Origin of the sequence: Saccharibacillus sp. CPCC 101409 (assembly GCF_030518235.1) — a bacterium.
Taxonomy (GTDB): Bacteria; Bacillota; Bacilli; order Paenibacillales; family Paenibacillaceae; genus Saccharibacillus.
The window spans coordinates 34,541-54,085 of the sequence record NZ_JAULSA010000018.1 but is presented as its reverse complement, the minus strand read 5'-3'; the positions used below and the strand labels follow the sequence as shown (position 1 = coordinate 54,085).

Sequence of the window (19,545 nt, the reverse complement as noted above, 5' to 3'; positions counted from 1 at the left end):
CCGCGCAAACAAGGCCGGAACCTTTTCTGTACTCCAGAAGCGGTCCGGCCTTGTTTGCGGCTGCGTATTCGATTGAATATTCATCTTGGATGCCGTTACAGCGAAGACGAGTTGGACATGATTTGCTTCAGCTTCTCGGTAGCCCGTTTCTGAATCCGGGACACGCTCATCTGGGACACGCCAAGCTTTTGGGCAATAGCGCGCTGCGATTGTCCTTCCTGGAAGGCAAGCAGAAGCACTTTTTGTTCCTGCTCTTTCAGTTGACTGAGCGCCTGCTGCAGATCCATCCGCCGTTCAACGGTATCGTAATCGTTTACGTCGGAACTGATCAGCTCGCCCAGCGTTGCGGCGCTCTCCTCCTGGGAAAGCGGGGAATCGAGGGATACATAGTGGTAGCATTCGCGACCGGCCAATACTTCAACCGTTTCTTCCACGCTCAGATCGAGGTACTGCGCAATTTCTTTGACGTCGGGCGAACGTTCCAAACGCACGGTCAATTCGTCGATCGCCTGTTGGACGAGCGCACCTTTTTCCTTTATCCGGCGCGGCACTTGTATGTACCAGGACTTATCGCGCAGGAAGTTCTTCATATGCCCGATCATACTCTTCATCGCGTAAGGCTCGAACGGAATGCCCAGTTGGATGTCGTACTGTTGAAGCAGGCGAATCAACGCCATTTGACCGACCTGATACAGGTCCTCATAAAGATCCGGCCGGTTTCTGGCGATCTTGCCCGCGGCCATCTTGACCATAGGTTCATACTTCTTAATGAGTACCGTCGCGATTTCGTTGTCTTTGGTCTGCTGATACTCCCAGATCAAAGACACGGCCTCCGACATTGATTCAGGTGGGATCACTTTATCATTCATACTTTCTCCTCACTCCTGGTGAGACGCTTGGTCAGAACGACCTGCGTGCCTTTTCCGCTCTCGCTGACGACGCTGACGTCGTCCATAAGAGCCTGCATCAGATAGAAACCGAGCCCGCCGATTTCCACGTCATGCAGTTCTTTTTCGTGCAGGGTTGGAGCATTTTCGGAAGAATTCTGCTGCGGAAGCGCAAAGCTCACGCCTTCGTCCTTAACTGTGATGGAAAGCTCTTCGCCGTTGACTTGAAAAAGGACTTCAACTAATCCTCCTTCCTGTCCGTAAGCGTATAAAACGGAGTTGTTGCAGGCTTCCGATACGGCAACCTTCATGTCCTCGATGTCTTCGTAGGAGAAACCCATCTTGGACGCGATTCCGTACAGATTAAGCCTTACAATATCCACGTAGTCGGCCGTAGCCGGTAAGTTGAGGGTAACGGTTTGATCTGCTTTCATGCGTTGTTCGATCCTTTCCTATTGGGAATTCTCCTGGGGCGCAAAAAACTTGGCGATGCCTGTCATATCGAACAGCTTTTGAATTTGTGTCGGCACTTCTTCGACGCTGAAAGACGCATTCATCGAATGCCGGGCTTTCAAGATAGACAACAGAATCCCAATCCCCGTACTGTCGATGTACTTCAATTCTTGCAAATTGATTACCAAATCGACGTCGGAATCCCCTACCAGAGGCTCCATTACAAGGCGAAAGTCCGGAGCTACGGATAAATCGAGTTCCCCCGTCAAATAAACGATACTTTTGCCTTCTTCGGAAACCGTTCTGGCATTAAACTTATCACTTTTGTGTGTGGTCATAGACATTCTCCCTAAAAAAATGTTTTCTAAGCTTATTAAACCTAAACCAAGCAATTGAAACTCCGGCATCCTTAATTAAAGGTATCATCTTTGGGGGTCCAAACACAACAAAGCCGCCGCCCCGATTGCTAAAAATCAGGGAGCAGCCTTGCGAACCCGGTAAGAACGTTCCGACACCGCGTGACGGGCGAGCGCCTGCTTCACGCTGGTCATCTTGACCGGCTTGCTGATATAATCGTCCATCCCCGCTTCCCGGCAGCGCGCCTGGATATCGTTCATTACGTTGGCCGTCATGGCAACGATCACCGGACAGTCTTCTTCCCCCAAACGGGCGCGGAGCCTGCGGGTCGCTTCAAGTCCGTCCATCACCGGCATTTGCAGATCCATAAAGACGTAATCGTACCGCACCAGACTGGCTCTTTCCAGCGCTTCTTCGCCGTTTTCCGCCGCGTCGGCTTCGATTCCCAATTTTTGCAGCATGCTGACCATCAGTTTCCGGTTGACCGGATGATCGTCCACAATCAATACGGAAGCCGGTACGCCCGCTTCTTCCCGCAGGCCCGGAAATTCCTCGTTCCGAAACGGCAAAGGATCTTCGGGCTGAAAGCTTTGCACCTGGATCGTAAAAATAAAAGTGGCTCCGCCTTCGTCCATCGCTTCCACCCGGATATCGCCGCCCATCATTTCGACCAGCGTTTTGCAGATGGCAAGTCCGAGGCCCGTTCCGCCGTACTTTCTCGTCATCGAAGAATCGAGCTGCGAGAAAGGCTGGAACAAACGGTTGATCTTGTCCGGCGAAATGCCGATGCCCGTATCTTTGACGGCGAATTCCAGTGTAAGCCGTCCGTCGATCTCCTGTCTTCTGGATACGACCAGGTAAATCCCGCCGCGTTCGGTAAACTTCACCGCGTTCGCAACCAGGTTAATCAGCACCTGCCGAAGGCGCGCCATGTCTCCGTAAAGCAGCTCGGGCACCGATTCCTCGGTAAAATAAACCATCTCCAGATTTTTGCGCGCGGTCTCCATCGTAAACAGATTGAATACTTCGCCGATACAGGTCTTCAGTTCGAACGGATGCTCTTCAAGCTCCATTTTTCCCGATTCCATCTTGGTAAAGTCCAGAATATCGTTGATGACCGTAACGAGCGCGTCCGCGCTTCCACGGATAATCTCCGTATACTCTTTCTGCTCCGGCTTCAGTTCCGTTTCCATCAGCAGATCGATCATCCCGATTACGCCGTTCATCGGCGTCCGGATTTCGTGGCTCATCATCGCCAGGAACTCCGTTTTCGCTTTGGCCGCGATTTCCGCCGCTTCTTTGGCTTTGACCAGTTCTTCGTTGATCTTCTCCAGTTCCTGCGTCTTCTGATGCAGCAGGGCTGTCTGGTCCTTGAGCCGTTTATTGGCCAGGTACATGCTGACAAAGCCCTCGATCTTGGATTTCAAAATCTGAGGGATGAAAGGTTTGACCATATAGTCGATCGCGCCCGCCGAGTAGCCGGCAAACAAGTGCTCGGACTCTTTGCTGTTGGCGGAGATGAAGATGATCGGAATATCCTTGGTCTTCTCTCTGGCCTTGACGAGCTTCGCGGTTTCGATCCCGTCCATGCCGGGCATCTGAACATCCAGGACGATAACCGCGAATTCGTCTTTAAGCAGGCAGCGCAGCGCTTCTTCCCCCGAAGTCGCTTTTACGAGCGTATAACGCTCGCTGCCCAGTACGGCTTCCAAAGCGAGCAAGTTTTCCGGACGGTCGTCGACCAGCAGGATATGAATCGGCTCTTGAACCACGATGGAGTCCCCCACACTTTCTATTTAATCTTCCGGTAAATCTTTTCGACCCGGTCCAGCTGCTCGTAGCATTCGCTGAAACGGGTAAAGTGAATGGACTCTTTGGACCCCAGCACCAGAATCCCAAACCGGCTGAGACTTTCGTAGAACAGTCCATGCACCTGATCCCGGAGCGTGTCGTTAAAGTAAATCATGACGTTGCGGCAAAAAATGACGTTGAATTCGTTAAAGGAACGGTCCGTCGCCAGATTGTGTTCCGCAAAGATGATATTCTTGCGCAGAAACGGCTGGAACATAACGGAATTGTATTTGGCCGTATAGTAGTCGGAAAACGACTGCGTTCCGCCGGCTTCCAGATAATTCTTGGTATACAGCTTCATCTTCTCGATGCCGTAAATGCCTTCTTTGGCCTGCTGAAGCGAACGGTCGTTCATATCGGTCGCATAAATGCGCGCCTTGTCGTACAGCCCTTCTTCGTGCAGCAGGATAGCCATCGAATAGACTTCTTCGCCGGTCGAACAACCGGCGTGCCAGATTCGGATATACGGATAAGTGCGCAGGATCGGCACCACTTCTTTCCGAAACGTGCGGAACAGCTCGGGATCGCGGAACATCTCCGTTACCGGGATCGACAGGCTTTGTACCATGCGTTCGAAGCAGGAGCGATCGTGCAGCACTTTGCCTTGAAGCTGCGAGATCGTCTGCAAACCCTCCGAATGGACGTGGTGCCAGATTCGCCGCAGCAGCGAAGGCTTCGCGTAATTGCGGAAATCGTAGCCATACATGCGATGCACGCCTTCGAGCAGCAGATCCGTTTCGATCGCTTCCCGTTCGTTTACATCGAGACCCTCGGTTTCGGACAGCGTAATTTCTTGATAGTCGTTGGATGACATAAGTTCAACCCCGATGTGTAGAAAATCGTCCTTAATCTAAGTTTATTACCCAAACTTTCGGCTTACGAATACAACCAGACCCGCATAAGCGAAAGAAGCTGCTCGGTCTGAATCGGTTTTTTGACATAATCCGATGCTCCCGCTTCGATACACTTGCTGCGGTCTTCTTTCATGGCTTTGGCGGTGAGCGCGATAATCGGAATCTTCTCGAACTCCGGCATCTGCCGGATGCGGCGCATCGCTTCGTAGCCGTCCATTTCCGGCATCATCATATCCATCAGGATCAGGTCGAAATCGTTCCGGTCGGCCAGCATCTCGATCGCTTCGCGGCCGTTCTCGGCGAAGGTCACGTCCATCCGGTAGCTTTCGAGCACGCTGGAGAGCGCGAACACATTTCGGACGTCGTCGTCGACCAGCAGAATTTTTTTGCCTTCGAACAGCGTTTCTTTATTATGAAGCTTCTGCAGGATCTTGCGCTTGTCTTCCGGCAGATCCGCTTCCACCCGGTGCAGGAACAGCGTCGTTTCGTCGAGAAGGCGCTCGGGCGACTTGACGTCCTTGACGATGATCGACTCCGCGTATTGTCTCAAGCGGGTCTCTTCTTTGGAGTCGAGGTCTTTGCCCGTATAAATAATGATCGGCAGATCGCGCAGCCGCTCGTCTTCGCGAATGCGGTCCAGCATCTCGAAGCCGGTCATATCGGTCAGCATCAGATCGAGCACCATACAATCATACCGATGGCGCTGCAGTTCTTCAAGAGCCTGCGTGCCGGTGCCCACGGCTTTGATCGCCACGTCGTCGTGACCGATCAGTTCGATGATCGCTTTGCGCTGTACTTCGTCGTCTTCGACGATCAGCAGATGCTTCATGCCTTTCTCCGCATACGATCCGATATAAGAGAACGCCCGCTCCAGTCCGTCTTTGCTGGCCGGCTTTTTGAGATAAGCGATCGCGCCCATCATCAGTCCCTGCTTCACATCGTCGACGACCGACACGACGTGAACCGGAATATGCCGCGTCTCCGAGTTGCTTTTCAGCTCGCTCAGAATCGTCCAGCCGTCGATGACCGGCAGCTGGATATCGAGAATGACGGCGTCCGGAATCCGGCTCTTGGCCGTTTCCAGCCCCGTATCGCCCTGGACTTCCACCAGCGCTTTGAAGCCGTTGGCCCGGGCCATATCGCGCAGGATCACGGCGAACTTCGGATCGTCCTCGATAATCAGCAGTACTTTGTCCTGCGGAGCGATGCTGTCGCGGTCGTCCTCGATCTCCGCCGGCTGCGCTTTGGGCTCCAGGGGCTGCACGGAAGCCGGCTTGGCGCGGCGCGGCAGCGGCTGCTCTTCGCGCAGATCGTACGGATACAGTTCTTCCGGTCTGGCCGCGTCTTCTCCCGCCGTCGCATAAGCCGTCAGCTTCGGAATATACAGCGTAAACCGGCTGCCTTCTCCTTCTTTGGACGCCAGCTCGATTCCGCCGCCGAGCAGCTTGGCCAGCTCGCGGCTGATCGACAGGCCGAGACCGGTTCCGCCGTACTTGCGGCTCGTCGTTCCGTCCACCTGCTGGAACGCCTCGAAGATGATATCCATCTTGTCCGCCGGGATGCCGATCCCGGTATCGACAACGGAAAACTCGACGAACTTGCGTTTCTTCTCCAGATAGTCGGGCAGCTGCTCCGGCAGGGCTTCGCGAACCCGGAAGGTGACGGAACCGTCCGAAGTAAACTTGAATGCGTTCGAAAGCAAATTGCGCAGTACCTGCTTGAGACGGTGACCGTCCGTGATCAGCGTTTTCGGCAGGGCGCTTTCGTCCAGTTCGATCTTCAGGTCGACGCCTTTTTTGTCCGCGACCGCGGCAAAATTGCTGTGGACGAACGAAGTAATCTCGCCGAACGGAACCGATTCGCGGTTGATTTCCATCTTGCCCGCGTCGACTTTGGACAGATCGAGAATCTCGTCGATCATCTTGAGCAGGTCCGCTCCGGACATATAGATCGTCTGGGCGTATTCGACCTGCTTCGGAGCCAGATTGCCGTCTTTGTTCTCGGCCAGCAGCTGCGACAGGATCAGCAGGCTGTTGAGCGGCGTGCGCAGCTCATGCGACATATTGGCCAGGAATTCGGATTTGTATTTGCTCGAAACGGCGAGCTGCATCGTCTGGCGTTCGAGCTGAACGCGGGCCGCTTCGACTTCGCGGTTCTTTTCTTCGGTCTCGTGCACCTGCTCTTCGAGCGCCCGCGTCTTGGCGATCAGCTCGGTATTGAAATGCTCCAGTTCTTCCTGCTGCCGCTGCAGCAGTTCTTCCGACTGCTTGAGCGCTCCGGTCTGCGCTTCGAGGCTTTCGTTCGAACGCTTGAGTTCTTCCTGCTGGGTTTGAAGCTCTTCGGACTGGCACTGCAGCTCCTCGGTCAGCGCCTGGGATTCGCGCAGCAGTTCCTCGACCCGCAGACGGCCTTTGATGTTGTTCAGAATTACGCCCAGATTGACCGCCAGCTGCTCCAGCAGCTGGCGCTGAAGTTCGCTGAAAGTCGACAGGGAAGCGATCTCCAGCACGCCGATCAGTTCTTCTTCCACCACGATCGGGTAGATCATAATCTGCGAAGATTTGTCTTCGCCAAGCGCCGAGCGGATCTCGATATACTGCTGCGAGGCTTCGCTCAGTACGATCGGACGGAGGTCCGCCGCGGCTTGGCCCAACAGTCCTTCGCCGATATGGAACGACTTTTTGGCGCGTGAATCGTTTTCGAACGCATAGGAGCCGTACAGATTAAGTTCGTTCGCATTCTTCATATCCACCAAATACAAGGCTCCATATTCGGCGCCCAGGATCGGCGTGAATTCGCTGACGAACATTTGCGAGACTTTTTCCAGCGACATGACGCCTTTGAATACATCGGTAATGCGCGCCATATTGGAATTGATCCAGGCTTGATTGTTCTGGGCTTCCATATACGTACGCTCGATCTGCTGCTTTTCTTCGATATCTTCGGCCATTCGCTGGAACACGCGCGCTACTTCGCCGATTTCGTCTTTGGATTTGACTTTGATCCGGCGGATGGCTTTAAGTTTGCCTTTGCCGAAGCCGGAAATCATCATCGATACCGTGCCGAGGCCTCTGGTAACGCTCGGAATCACCCACATCATAATGCCGAGTCCGAGCAGCAGGCCTACAGCGAGGAAAATGGCGGTAATCTGTACCGAACGCTGATAAGCGGCCGTAACGTCGGCTACTTCCTCTTCGATCTGCAAATCCTGATAAGTAGCCAGTTCGTTCAGCGCGCCGAGCGCTTCCCGCTGGAGCGAAATCCCTGTCGAATTCCGGTAAGATTGCGCCTGCTGGGTATCCCCGTTTTCAAGCAGCTGCATCAAATCGGCTTCGTAATCGGAGAAGTTGTTCCAGGCGCTCTCGACGTTCTGCACCAGGCGCCGCTCTTCCGAAGAACCTTTCTCGGCAACGATCAAATCCCAGTACTTTTCGGCGCGCTGCTTCGAATTCTCGATCGTCACCCGGCTGTCGGACAAATCGCCCGAACGGGCGTCCAGCATTTGATTGGCGAGTTCAGTCGCGATATTGTTGACTTCTCCGCGCATCCCGCTGCTGTAGCGGACTTTCATATATCGTTCCTGATACACGCGGTCGATCTGCTTGTTCATGTAATTCATCCGGTCGTAGCTCACCAGCGACAACGCAAGCATAATAATCAGCAGCGCGCTGAATCCCGCGACCAGTTTGGTCTTTATTTTCATCTATTCAGCCGCTCCCTCTTTCAACGAAATCCAGACCAGGCATTTATCGTCGGCCTGTTCGGCGTTCGGATCCGCTTCTTCGAAAAAGACTTCCTGCATCTGCACTTTATCGAATGTATGTCCGCCCCGCAGATGGCTGATCAGGAAATCCAACTGTTCTTCCTGCTCCCCGTCCACCGCTTCCAGCAGACCGTCGGTATACAGCGCAAGATGGCCTTCTCCTTCGTAAGAAACGGTGCGCGGCTCCGCGTCGATGCGATCGAACAAGCCGACCGGGTACGACGAGCGTTCCAGCTTGACCACTTCGCCGTCTTCGCGAAACAACAGTCCCGGCGGATGGCCCGCGTTTACGTAATCGATGCGCTTGAAGCGGGTATCCACGACCATATAGATTGCCGTAAAGTAATATTGGATCAATTGATTCTCGATATGCAGCTGATTGAAGCGGCGGTTCAGTTCCTGAATGACTTTCTCCGGATCGACGTAAGTGATGACCGTATCCTTGAGCACCGACGCGATAAACATGCAGAACAGCGACGACGAGATCCCGTGTCCCATCATATCGAGCAGAATAATGCCGTAGCGGCCGTCTCCGAGCGGGTACCACGCATACAGGTCGCCGGCCAGCTCGAACGAAGGTTTGTAAAGCGCGTCGATTTCGATGCGGTTGTCGCTGACCGGAAGGCTCAGCACCGCGTTTTGCACGAGCGCAGCCAGTTTGAGTTCTTCCTGGAGGCGCTGATCGCGCTCGTTGTGCCAGTCTTTCTCCATCTTCAAGCGCAGGGCCAAACGGATACGGGCCATCAGTTCCACTTTGTTAATCGGTTTCGTGACGTAGTCGCCGGCGCCCGCGTCGAGCGCTTCGGCCAGCTTTTTCGAATCGCCGACCGCCGTAACCATTATGATCGGGATATCCCGCAGATGCTCGTAAGTCTGAACGATCCGGCAGGCTTCGATTCCGTCCATTTCCGGCATCATCATATCCAGCAGGATCAGGTCGATGTCGGAATTTTTCGCTTTCACCTGCGGATCGAGTACGTTCACGCCCAAAATGGCGAACATTTCCCGCGCCGAGGCGGCAATCTCGATATTCCGGTAATCTTCTTTTTTCAAAATTTCGCGAATAATAATGACGTTGGTCGGATTGTCGTCGACAACTAGAATCTTCATAACCCTCTCCCTCTGCTCTAGTACCTTGTCAACACTCAAGGTATGAAGCGTTAACGTTCAGTCAGCCGTTTCGGTTCTCTCCGCGGCCTCTCCGGATTATAATCTCTCTTTAATCCGGCCTTCTAAAGTCTCTTTATCTACTTCCTGTAAAAGATTCCATAAACATAGATAAGGAATGGGATTCGCAATCCCATTCCTTATCTATACCTTGAAACCGCCGAAACGGCGGCGCAAATTTGTCGCTGCTGGTGCGTCTGCTCAGACGGCGGACGTCAGAGCCACGACCAGGACTTTGCCCTGTTCAAGCTGTTGTTCGTAATAACCGGATTCTGCTTCGGAAAAGCCCATCCCCTCAATCCTCCGACGCAGCTCGTCGGGAGTCGGCCGCAGCCAACGGGTGCCGGTCAATTCCGACTGTTCATGCTCCGACAGAATCGGCTGTGCTCCCGCCGCTTCCGCGGTTCGGCCGGTCTGCTCTTCATCGTAAGCCAGTACAAACAGCTGATCTCCGGTATAGCCGGTCATCCGGAGCTCCCGAATCGTCTCGACGGCTTGAACGCCGTTCTCGACAACTTTCGCGTATGCTTTAGTCTGGGAAGCATCCATCTTTCCGCACACTCCTTTGATAAAGACTGTTTTATGGGACACAAATTTCATTTTACCCGTTTTCAAACGTTTTGAAACAAACAATATAGAAAGTCATAGAAAGTCGCAAATAAAAAGCGCGGACCGTTCGCCGCGAATCTCCCTGTTCAGGTCGATTCGCTGTCGAACAGTTCCACGCTGCGTACATCTCCGCTAGACGGATCGATAAAAAACTTCAGCGCCTGGCCGTCGTGTTCGTACCCGAACCCGTCTTCGGCCGAGAAATCCGGCTGGCCGAGTGCCGCCAGAATCGCCAGTTTATCCATTCGGATACTGCGTCCGTTCAGGTCGAAAGCTTGCGCGCTGCCGGGAACGGATATGTAATAAACCCATCCTTCATAGGCGCCGACATTCGCTTTGTCGAACCGATACTCTTCTCCGGACATATAAGCGGGAGCGGTATCGTTCGGTTCGCCGTAGAGCGCTTTAACGTCGTCGAGACGATCGTCGAGCGAAAGTCCGTTCAACTTCTCCACGCCCGAACCGGCGGGATAAACGGGAGCCAGGGCGGCCGCGTGAACGGCACTGCCGTAAACGGCGGAAGAAGCGGCGTGCGGAGCGGGAGCGGAAACAGGGTTCTGCATCGAAAGAGAAGACAACATTCCGGTAAGCAACATCATGATTGTAAACATGTTTCTCATCCTTTCGTGTCAGCCTGGGCTGTATCCGCCCTGCTCCGTCGGCCGGCCTCCCGAAGCCTCGCAGCCGACGCGGCGTCGAAAGCTTCGCCTGCCTTTATCCGAATATCAGCGGCGGATTTTTTGCCAGAGCGAAACGCCGGTGTCTACCCATTTGACGACTTTTTGTACGCCGCCCTGCTGGGCGCTTCCGCCGGCGCCGTAAGTGGCGTTGTAAGAGCGGACCGCCGGGCTCTCGCCCGATGCCGGAAGCAGCGCCGCGCCGTTTTCGCGTTTGGCTTTGTTTTCTTTATGATGTTTCGCTTTCTCGATCATGCGGTGCGAATACTGTTGGCTCACCAGCGTGACTTCGTTCAGCAGCTGGCCGAGATTTTTCACCGACTCCATAACCGGATCGAGCTGCTTGAGCTTATGGTTGGCATCCAATGTAATATCGTTCGTATGCCGCACGATTTGTTTCACCTCGTAAGTCAGCTCGTCCATCGTTTTCTGCACTTCTTTCAACGTCTGCGCCGTGCTTTCCAGCGTGTGCGCCGCCGCCTTGAGCGTTTTGCCCAGGAAAAATACCAGCAACACGAATCCCAAAGCCACAATAATCAATGCCCATTCCCAAATCACACGCATAACCTCGCTTTCTCTACACCCGTTTTTTTGTACCGTTTGTACTGATTTTCTCTTGCTTTACTGCATAGTTACCCTCTGCTTTTTACGCCGAAACAAAACCTGAAACCGGTGCGCCTTTATGCGCAAAGCCTTTGTTTCAAGGATAAAATGCCAGGTTAATGTGTGTCTACATATTCATAATCAATCCACCGAAAGGAGAGTGTCGGTCATGTTGAAATGGTCTTTGCTCCTGCTCGTAGTCGCCATTGTGCTCGGCGTTTTCGGCTTTGCCGGAATCATCCATGCGGCCGCGGCTGTATTCAAACTTCTGTTCTTCGTTTTCCTGGTCCTGTTCATTATTTCCCTCTTTATGGGCCGAGGACGTTCAGTCCGATAGAGTCCGATAGACGGGCCTTACGCGCTTCCGGCATCCGATAAACCGCGCGACAAACCAAACCGTTCCCTCCGGGAGCGGTTTTTTTGTAATTATTTTATCGAGACGGTTTCGAATCCCCTTGCTTGCTAAATTTGAATTTCTTCATTATAGCATTCCTCCTATTTTTCGTAGAAGTCCGGTACCTTTTCCGTAAAAAGTTAAGCTTCCGTAATTTTTTTAATCAGGATTGATTCAACCGGTTGGCAACTAGTTTATTTGTATAGCAGGATGGAGCAGAACGCTCCCAACACTAAGGAGGTTTATTTAAATGAAAAAATTGGTTACCCTTACAGCTTCCGCTATGCTCATGGCGACTATGGCCACTGCGGCATCGGCTGCCGAGACGACTCCGTCGACCGGAACTACAACAACTACGGACACGACGACAACGGCTCCTGCAACGACGACTACTACGACTCCAACCAGCAATGCGACTGCAAACTTCGTAGGCAACCAAAACGGCTATACGTTCCCGACTCCGGCTTACTGGGATTCGCGCGTAACGAACACCGAACTCAATGCCGACCAGCTCAAAGCTCTGAACGAAAGCGGCGTTTACCGTGCAGATTTTACATACACTCCAGAATTCGCAGCTCCTAACGGTTCGTTGGATCCGGTTAAATTCGCTTCCATCCGCGGTTACGAGCGTACGGTTTGGGATTCCATTACAAACAAAGACACGCTGGGCACAGTGCTGAACCAAACCGGCGATATCGTTTACGTTCTGGAGCCGGTTACGGCCAACCCGTTCACAAACGCGGCTGACATGGAGCGCTTCAGCAACCTGCTGCAAGGCGTGAGAAGCGGAGTTTCCACAAACTTCAGCACAACGGTTAACCCGACTCTGCCTACCAACCCGTCGACAACCGTACCGGTTGGAACAGACACTCCGGTTGTAGGCGTCGACACTGGCAAAGTCGTAGCCAACCCGACTCCGGTTATCCTGATCACAGGTACGACTCCGTTCTACGATGCGCCTAACGGCAAAACGCTGGGCTACCTGCAATCGCAAAAAGTCGATACAACCGGCAACGGTTCGATGGCTCCGGCTGCCGGCCAATGGGTAGAAATCTACACTTGGATCGGCAAAGGCTGGATCCTGGTAAAATAATCGGGTTATCCTCCCGGTTCAATCGAAAGCACCGGCTCCGGCCGGTGCTTTTTTGCGTGCAAACATCGCAAAATTCGCTTGTCCCTCCGGGTGAAAGCGGATAAGATAAAGGAGAAACCCGCAGCGAATACGCCGTTTGTCTGTTTGTATCGCAGAAAAAGCGTATACCTGCACAGCGAGGAGGAGTTCCGCATGAGCGAGGAGAAAGGGACCCGCAAAGTCGACCTGGCCGAAGCGATCCGCAGTAAACTTGAACAGAAGAAAAAACAGGCCGGTTCGGGCAGCACGGCTTTTCACGACAGTCAGACCAAAAAGCTGACGACCCAGAACAACAAAAAGCCGAACAACCAGCGCAGACGCACCGGTGGATCTTAGAGCTTCTTCTTTGGTCTCCGGAAATCGTCCGAAAGCCAAAAACCCCTGTTCCCGTTTAATTCGGGAACAGGGGTTTTTCAATTCTCGACCCGGCTGGGCCGTTCCATCTGATCGGAAAATCGGTATTTAAACCTGTACAGCGTACATCCGCTCGCGCAGCGCTTTGACTTCGTCGCTTTCGAGGTATTCGTCGTAAGTCATGACGCGGTCGATGACGCCGTTCGGCGTAATCTCCACGATGCGGTTGGCGATCGTTTGGATGAACTGATGGTCATGCGAAACGAACAGCAGCGTGCCGTCGAAATCGATCAGCCCGTTGTTGAGCGCCGTAATGGATTCGAGATCCAAGTGGTTGGTCGGCTCGTCCATGATCAGCGCGTTGGCGCCGTTGAGCATCATTTTGGCCAGCATGCAGCGGACCTTCTCTCCCCCGGACAATACGCTCGCCTTTTTCAGGCCTTCTTCGCCCGCGAACAGCATACGACCGAGGAATCCGCGCAGGAACGTCTCGTCCTGTTCGTTGGAATACTGGCGCAGCCATTCCACCAGGTTCAGATCCACGCCGTCGAAGTATTCGGAGTTGTCTTTCGGGAAATACGCCTGGGTCGTGGTAACGCCCCATGTGTATTCGCCGCCGTCCGCTTCCTGTTCGCCCATCACGATATCGAACAGCGTCGATTTCGGCAGTCCGTGCGGGCCGACGAATGCGATCTTGTCGCCTTTGTTGACGACCAGATTGAAGTTGTCCAGCACTTTCTCGCCTTCCACCGACTTGCTCAGGTTCTCGACCGTCAGCAGCTGCTTGCCCGCTTCGCGTTCCGGTTTGAAGTTGATAAACGGATACTTGCGGTTCGAAGGACGAATATCGTCCAGAGAGATCTTGTCGAGCTGCTTTTTCCGCGACGTCGCTTGTTTGGACTTCGAAGCGTTCGCCGAGAAGCGCTGGATGAAAGCTTGCAGTTCTTTGATCTTTTCTTCTTTCTTCTTGTTCTGGTCGCGTACGAGACGCAAAGCCAGCTGGCTGGATTCGTACCAGAAATCGTAGTTGCCGACATACAGCTGGATCTTGCCGAAGTCGATGTCCGCGATATGCGTGCAGACTTTGTTCAGGAAGTGACGGTCGTGGGATACGACAATAACGGTGCCTTCGTAGCCCATCAGGAAGTTCTCCAGCCAGTTGATCGATTCGATATCCAGGTGGTTGGTCGGTTCGTCCAGCAGCAGGATCTGCGGATTGCCGAACAGCGCCTGCGCCAGCAGGACGCGAACTTTCTCGTTGCCGCTCAGCTCGTCCATTTTCTTGTCGTGCAGATCGCGCACGATGCCCAGGCCGATCAGGAGCGCCGCGGCGTCCGATTCGGCATCCCAGCCGTTCAGTTCCGCAAAATCGCCTTCCAGTTCGCCGGCGCGGATACCGTCTTCTTCGGAAAAGTCGCTTTTGGCGTACAGGGCGTCTTTTTCCTTCATGATCGAATACAGACGGCTGTGGCCCATGATGACCGTCTCCAGCACTTGATACTCGTCGTATTCGAAATGGTTCTGTTTCAGTACGGCCAGGCGTTCGCCCGGCGTGATCGAAACTTCGCCCTGATTGGCTTCGATTTCTCCGGAGAGAATCTTCAGAAAGGTCGATTTGCCGGCGCCGTTGGCGCCGATCAGGCCGTAACAGTTGCCCGGGTTGAATTGAATGTTGACGTCTTCAAAAAGTGGCCGCTTGCCGTAGCGAAGCGTAACGCCGCTTGTGCTGATCATGTGCATTCCCATCCTTTATTATAAACTTTTCGTTAATCTCCATTTTTGGCGCTTGGAATGAAATGTGCTTTTCAAAAGCTTATTATAGCACAAAACGCCGGTATATTCCGCCCTTTCGATTGTTTTTCCGTCAGGAATTCGTACGCCGCGCCAAAGACCGCGCCGGCAGAGCCGGGCGGCCGCATCGCAATTACGTTTCGATCGTTTTCTGCTGGGCGTGCACGATCATCGTTTCGCCGTGCTCCATCAGTTTGACGCACTCTTTGGACGTGCCGGTCCTGCGCCGTTCCTGCTCAAGCCGTTCCAGCGCTTCTTCCGCCGTATCGTCCGACAGCTTGAATGTACCGTAATGCATCGGAATCATGATCTCGGCGCCGACGTCGCGGAACGCCTGGAGCGCCTGCTCCGGATTCATATGCTGCGGTCCCATAAACCATTCCGGTTCATACGCCCCGATCGGCATCAGCGTGATATGGACGCGGAACCGGTCTCCGATCTCTTTGAAGCCCGCGAAGTAACCGCTGTCCCCCGCAAAGTAAATCGTCGGCGGCAGCGGCGTGCCGTCCGAGTTTACATTGGCGTTCAGCGTGTCGCCCCAGCGGCCGCATTTGGCTTTGGAGACGGAATGGATCGATCCCGGTTCGGCGTGGGCCTCGTACGTCCCCCGTTCGCGCTGCGGCTCGTTGACGATCGTACCCGGCACCGGTTTGATCGCGTGTTCCGGCTCCAGCACGAAGCCGCCCCAGTGCGACGTATTCGCGTCGAACAGCGTGCGCCGCGTCCAGTGCTGAGTCGGCACGAACGTGATCCGCACGCCGTCCACCACCAGTTCCTCCCACCACGACAGTTCGATGCAGCGTCCGACCTGTTTGCGGGCCAGCTTTTTTTTCAGCCCGACCGGCACCACGATCTGCGTCTTCGGCCCCTGGAGCCTGCGAATCGAGCCGATATGCATATGGTCGTAATGCGAGTGGGAGATCAGAATCAGATCCACCGGCGGCACCTGCTCGATCGGGATGCCGGGCTCGGTGAGCCGTTTGCCGACTCCCATGCGCTTGGCCCAGATCGGGTCCGTCAAAATATTGAGTCCCGCGTATTGAATCAGGAATGTGGAGTGCCCGACCCAGGTGACGGTCACGTCTTCCCGGTTGTCCGTCAAATAATCCAGCTTCGCCGGCTGACTCGGGATGATATAGGAATAATCGCGCTTTTTGCGTCTGCGATGCAGATGCCGGTCGCGATGCTCCCGCAGCGTTTTCCCCATCGGCATATTGTTGGCGTTGATATATCTGAGTTTGGGCATATCCCGTTCCTCCTTCGATGAAGACTGCCTCTCTACCCAATTACCCGCTTACCCTTTCTTTCGACTAGAAAAAAGCAATTTTTTCGCCAAAGAATCTCCTCTATTGTGACAATTATTATAGGGCGGTGTAAAATAGACGGAGAAGGAGGCCTGATCGCCCATGAATATCAAACTGATCGAGCCCACTCCCAGTCCGAACACGATGAAGCTGCATGTGGACGAAACGCTGGAAGCGGGCATTCGAAAAACATATACGCTGGACAATGAACGATCGGCCCCGCCGATCATCGCGCGTTTGCTGCATATCGAAGGCGTCAAAAGCGTTTTTCATACCACCGACTTTCTCGCGGTCGACCGGAAACCGGGCGCGGACTGGTCCGCGATTCTGTCGAACGTGCAGGACGTGTTCGGCAGCCATTCGGGACAGCCGATCGCTTCCGAGATCGAAGACGCCGCCGGGCATTTCGGCGAAGCGCAGGTATTCGTGCAGTTCTTCCGCGGCATTCCGATGCAGATCCGCGTCAAATCCGGGCTGGAAGAAGAACGGATCGGCCTGTCCCAGCGCTTTGTGGACGCGGTGACGGAAGTCGCCAGCGCCACGCTGATCAAGGAGCGCAAGCTGACCGATTACGGCGTGCGCTACGGCGATCTGCCCGATATCGCCCGCGAGGTCGAGCAGGAGCTCGAAGCGGCGTTCCCGCCGGAGCGGCTGGAACGCGTCGTCAAGCAGGCGATCGCGCACGGCGCCAAAGCGGACGAGTTCGTCGAGGAACGCCGCGAATGGACGCAGGCCGAGATCGAGGAAGGCCTGTCCCATTCCGACTGGCGCCGCCGTTACTCGGCGCTGGAAGCGATGGAAGCGAGCGAAGAAACGCTGCCGCTGATCGAGCGTTCGCTCGGCGACGACAAGATGCAGATTCGCCGTCTGGCCGTCGTTTATCTCGGCGATCTCAAGACGCCCGCCGCGATGCGGCTGCTCTTCCGGGCGATGAAGGACGGTTCTCCGGCCGTGCGCCGCACGGCCGGGGACACGCTGTCGGATATCGGCGATCCGGCCGGCACGCAGGTCATGCTCGAAGCGCTGAAAGACGGCAGCAAGATCGTCCGCTGGCGCGCGGCGCGCTTCCTGTACGAAGTCGGCACGGACGAGGCGCGCGAAGCGCTAGAAGAAGCTTCGAACGATCCCGAGTTCGAAGTCGGGCTCCAGGCGCGGATGGCGCTGGAGCGGATCGACTCCGGCGAAGAAGCCGCCGGCACCATCTGGCAGCAGATGGCCAAAAGCCGCCGGCAAAGCCGCGAATCGGAATCGCAGCTTTAACAGAAAAAGCTTGTCGCTTTAAAGCGAATTTGCGGGTACCGGGCGCAGCGTGTTCCGGCCGCGGAACGAACTGCCGGAATCGCCGCGTCCGCCGCCGATTCGGACGATTCGGGCCCCGCCCGAAAAACGTGCGAAATGCGGTTGCCCCGGGCGGCGGAATCCCGTATACTGTGAAAGCTGCTCGCCCTGCGGATGCAGGGCTTTTCCTGCTGCGGCTTCGATTAATCCGCGAAGTCCGCACCGGGACGCCGGCCGGTCGAATTGAATACGTTATGCCCTCATCGCACCAGAGTTCGTTTTCGGTGATGAGGTAGAGGTTGCGGTGGCGATGAGTACACCGGCGGAGGCGCGGCAGAGCGCCGAAGAAGCCGGATACGGAAAGGCGCACCCGCCGAAGCGCGGTCTTCTCTGACTGGAGAACGCGCTGGGGCCGTGTCCGAAAGGAACGGAACTGTCACCCGCCGGCAAGGCGGGTGTTGAGCTATCTTCACGAAAATGGAAGCGCGTTTTGCGATGCGGGATTTGCCACAGCCGGCGGACCCGTTTCCGCCGGCTTTTTGCCGTACGCTCCTTTTCGTGTTATCAATCCACACGAGGAGAGTTGAGTTTCCCATGAAAGCAGCACAAGGAAGGCCGCCGCAGGCGGCCGGGTTAAAAAAGGGCCTGCGGGCCCGCCATATGACCATGATCGCGCTGGGCGGCGCGATCGGCACGGGACTGTTCCTGGCCAGCGGCGGCGCGATCGCCAGCGCCGGCCCGGGCGGAGCCCTGCTCGCCTATGCCGCCGTCGGCATCATGGTCTACTTCCTGATGACCAGCCTCGGCGAGCTGGCGACGTACATGCCGGAATCCGGCTCGTTCAGCACCTATGCAAGCCGGTTCGTCGATCCCGCCTTCGGCTTCGCCATGGGCTGGAACTACTGGTACAACTGGGCCGTGACGATCGCGGCCGAGCTGTCCGCCGCCACCCTGATTATCAAATACTGGTTCCCCGGCAGCTCGTCGCTGCTCTGGAGCGTACTGTTCCTGGGCGTGCTGTTCCTGCTGAACGCCCTGTCGGTCAAAGGCTACGGCGAATCGGAATACTGGTTCGCGCTGATCAAGATCGTGACCGTTATCTTGTTCCTCGTCGTCGGCGTCGCCATGATCTTCGGCGTGCTCGGCGGCAAAGCGGCCGGCTTCGGAAACTTCACGCACGAAGGCGCGCCTTTTAACGGCGGCTTCCTGGCTTTCCTCGGCGTGTTTATGGCCGCGGGCTTCTCGTTCCAGGGCACCGAGCTGATCGGCGTCGCCGCGGGCGAAAGCGAAGATCCGCGCCGCAACGTGCCTCGGGCGATCCGCCAGGTGTTCTGGCGCATCCTGATCTTCTATATCCTGGCGATCTTCGTGATCGGCCTGCTGATTCCGTACACCGATCCCAATCTGCTGAACGGCGATCTGGACCAGATCGGCGTCAGCCCGTTCACGCTCGTGTTCGAGCGCGCCGGGTTTGCTTTTGCCGCGGCCGTCATGAACGCGATTATCCTGACTTCGGTGCTGTCCGCCGGCAACTCCGGCATGTACGCGTCCACGCGCATGCTGTACGCGCTGGCGCTCGAAGGCAAAGCGCCCAGGTTCCTCAAGCGCCTGACTTCGCACGGGGTGCCGATCAACGCCCTGCTGGCGACGACCGTAATCGGCATGCTGGCGTTCCTCGCTTCCTTTTTCGGCGACGGGGTCGTCTACAACTGGCTGCTGAACGCCTCGGGCATGTGCGGCTTTATCACCTGGGTCGGCATCGCCATCAGCCATTACCGCTTCCGCCGCGCGTTTATCAAACAGGGACATTCCCTGGACGAACTGCCGTACCGCGCGCGCTGGTTTCCGTTCGGCCCGCTGTTCGCGTTCGTGCTGTGCCTGGTCGTCATCGTCGGCCAGAGCCTGTCGGTGATCGAGAACGGTTCGGTCGACTGGCTGGGCCTGATCGCCACCTACCTCAGCGTGCCGCTGTTCCTGGGACTGTGGTTCGGCTACAAATGGAGAAAAAATACCCGGGTCGTGCCGCTGGAACAATGCGAAATCGGCGGCCGCGACGACGTTTGACCGATAC

At 55.4% G+C, this 19,545-nt stretch carries 17 protein-coding genes and 1 riboswitch; of the genes, 5 read left to right on the top strand and 12 right to left on the bottom strand.

Annotated features, from left to right (window positions below):
- Positions 1 to 95: 95 nt before the first annotated feature.
- From QWJ34_RS23680 to QWJ34_RS23635, 10 genes are all read right to left on the bottom strand, one after another.
- Entirely contained in the window at positions 96 to 869 is a 774-nt protein-coding gene (locus QWJ34_RS23680; protein ID WP_302731580.1) for a sigma-70 family RNA polymerase sigma factor, read from the bottom strand.
- A complete protein-coding gene (gene rsbW / locus QWJ34_RS23675; RefSeq protein ID WP_302731579.1) occupies positions 866 to 1,321 on the bottom strand; it encodes an anti-sigma B factor RsbW in 456 nt (151 codons plus the stop codon). Before rsbW ends, QWJ34_RS23680 begins: the two co-directional genes overlap by 4 nt.
- Before the next feature lie 18 nt (positions 1,322 to 1,339).
- Positions 1,340 to 1,678 (bottom strand): STAS domain-containing protein, encoded by a 339-nt coding sequence (locus QWJ34_RS23670; RefSeq protein WP_302731578.1) that lies wholly within the window; start codon positions 1,676 to 1,678, stop codon positions 1,340 to 1,342.
- Positions 1,679 to 1,813: 135 nt separating this feature from the next.
- Positions 1,814 to 3,472, bottom strand: coding sequence for a response regulator (locus QWJ34_RS23665; protein ID WP_302731602.1), 1,659 nt, complete (start codon positions 3,470 to 3,472; stop codon positions 1,814 to 1,816).
- Between the two features lie 17 nt (positions 3,473 to 3,489).
- Positions 3,490 to 4,362, bottom strand: a complete 873-nt coding sequence (locus QWJ34_RS23660) for a CheR family methyltransferase (protein ID WP_302731577.1) — start codon at positions 4,360 to 4,362, stop codon at positions 3,490 to 3,492.
- Between the two features lie 62 nt (positions 4,363 to 4,424).
- On the bottom strand, positions 4,425 to 8,105 hold the full coding sequence (locus QWJ34_RS23655; RefSeq protein ID WP_302731576.1) for a response regulator: 3,681 nt from the start codon (positions 8,103 to 8,105) through the stop codon (positions 4,425 to 4,427).
- Positions 8,106 to 9,275: a PP2C family protein-serine/threonine phosphatase gene (locus QWJ34_RS23650; protein WP_302731575.1), complete on the bottom strand. Its 1,170-nt coding sequence runs from the start codon at positions 9,273 to 9,275 to the stop codon at positions 8,106 to 8,108.
- Positions 9,276 to 9,533: 258 nt separating this feature from the next.
- Entirely contained in the window at positions 9,534 to 9,881 is a 348-nt protein-coding gene (locus QWJ34_RS23645) for a YflT domain-containing protein (protein WP_302731574.1), read from the bottom strand.
- A 146-nt stretch (positions 9,882 to 10,027) separates the two neighbouring features.
- A complete protein-coding gene (locus QWJ34_RS23640; protein ID WP_302731573.1) occupies positions 10,028 to 10,552 on the bottom strand; it encodes a hypothetical protein in 525 nt (174 codons plus the stop codon).
- 114 nt (positions 10,553 to 10,666) lie between these two features.
- Complete coding sequence (locus QWJ34_RS23635) at positions 10,667 to 11,182, bottom strand: DUF948 domain-containing protein (protein WP_302731572.1); 516 nt, start codon at positions 11,180 to 11,182, stop codon at positions 10,667 to 10,669.
- 208 nt (positions 11,183 to 11,390) lie between these two features.
- On the opposite strand from QWJ34_RS23635, the gene QWJ34_RS23630 reads away from it, so the two are divergent.
- From QWJ34_RS23630 to QWJ34_RS23620, 3 genes are all read left to right on the top strand, one after another.
- Positions 11,391 to 11,558, top strand: coding sequence for a DUF1328 family protein (locus tag QWJ34_RS23630; protein ID WP_302731571.1), 168 nt, complete (start codon positions 11,391 to 11,393; stop codon positions 11,556 to 11,558).
- A 355-nt stretch (positions 11,559 to 11,913) separates the two neighbouring features.
- Entirely contained in the window at positions 11,914 to 12,708 is a 795-nt protein-coding gene (locus QWJ34_RS23625) for a hypothetical protein (RefSeq protein WP_302731570.1), read from the top strand.
- Positions 12,709 to 12,900: 192 nt separating this feature from the next.
- Positions 12,901 to 13,083 (top strand): hypothetical protein, encoded by a 183-nt coding sequence (locus QWJ34_RS23620; RefSeq protein WP_302731569.1) that lies wholly within the window; start codon positions 12,901 to 12,903, stop codon positions 13,081 to 13,083.
- A gap of 126 nt (positions 13,084 to 13,209) precedes the next feature.
- Here QWJ34_RS23620 and QWJ34_RS23615 read toward each other — a convergent pair whose 3' ends face one another.
- Both QWJ34_RS23615 and QWJ34_RS23610 read right to left on the bottom strand, forming a co-directional pair.
- Positions 13,210 to 14,835: an ABC-F family ATP-binding cassette domain-containing protein gene (locus QWJ34_RS23615; protein WP_302731568.1), complete on the bottom strand. Its 1,626-nt coding sequence runs from the start codon at positions 14,833 to 14,835 to the stop codon at positions 13,210 to 13,212.
- A gap of 190 nt (positions 14,836 to 15,025) precedes the next feature.
- Positions 15,026 to 16,138: an MBL fold metallo-hydrolase gene (locus QWJ34_RS23610; protein WP_302731567.1), complete on the bottom strand. Its 1,113-nt coding sequence runs from the start codon at positions 16,136 to 16,138 to the stop codon at positions 15,026 to 15,028.
- 160 nt (positions 16,139 to 16,298) lie between these two features.
- On the opposite strand from QWJ34_RS23610, the gene QWJ34_RS23605 reads away from it, so the two are divergent.
- On the top strand, positions 16,299 to 17,456 hold the full coding sequence (locus QWJ34_RS23605; protein WP_302731566.1) for a conserved virulence factor C family protein: 1,158 nt from the start codon (positions 16,299 to 16,301) through the stop codon (positions 17,454 to 17,456).
- Positions 17,457 to 17,759: 303 nt separating this feature from the next.
- Positions 17,760 to 17,948: riboswitch (Lysine riboswitch) on the top strand.
- Positions 17,949 to 18,068: 120 nt separating this feature from the next.
- Positions 18,069 to 19,538, top strand: a complete 1,470-nt coding sequence (locus QWJ34_RS23600) for an amino acid permease (protein ID WP_302731565.1) — start codon at positions 18,069 to 18,071, stop codon at positions 19,536 to 19,538.
- The last annotated feature ends 7 nt before the right edge of the window (positions 19,539 to 19,545 follow it).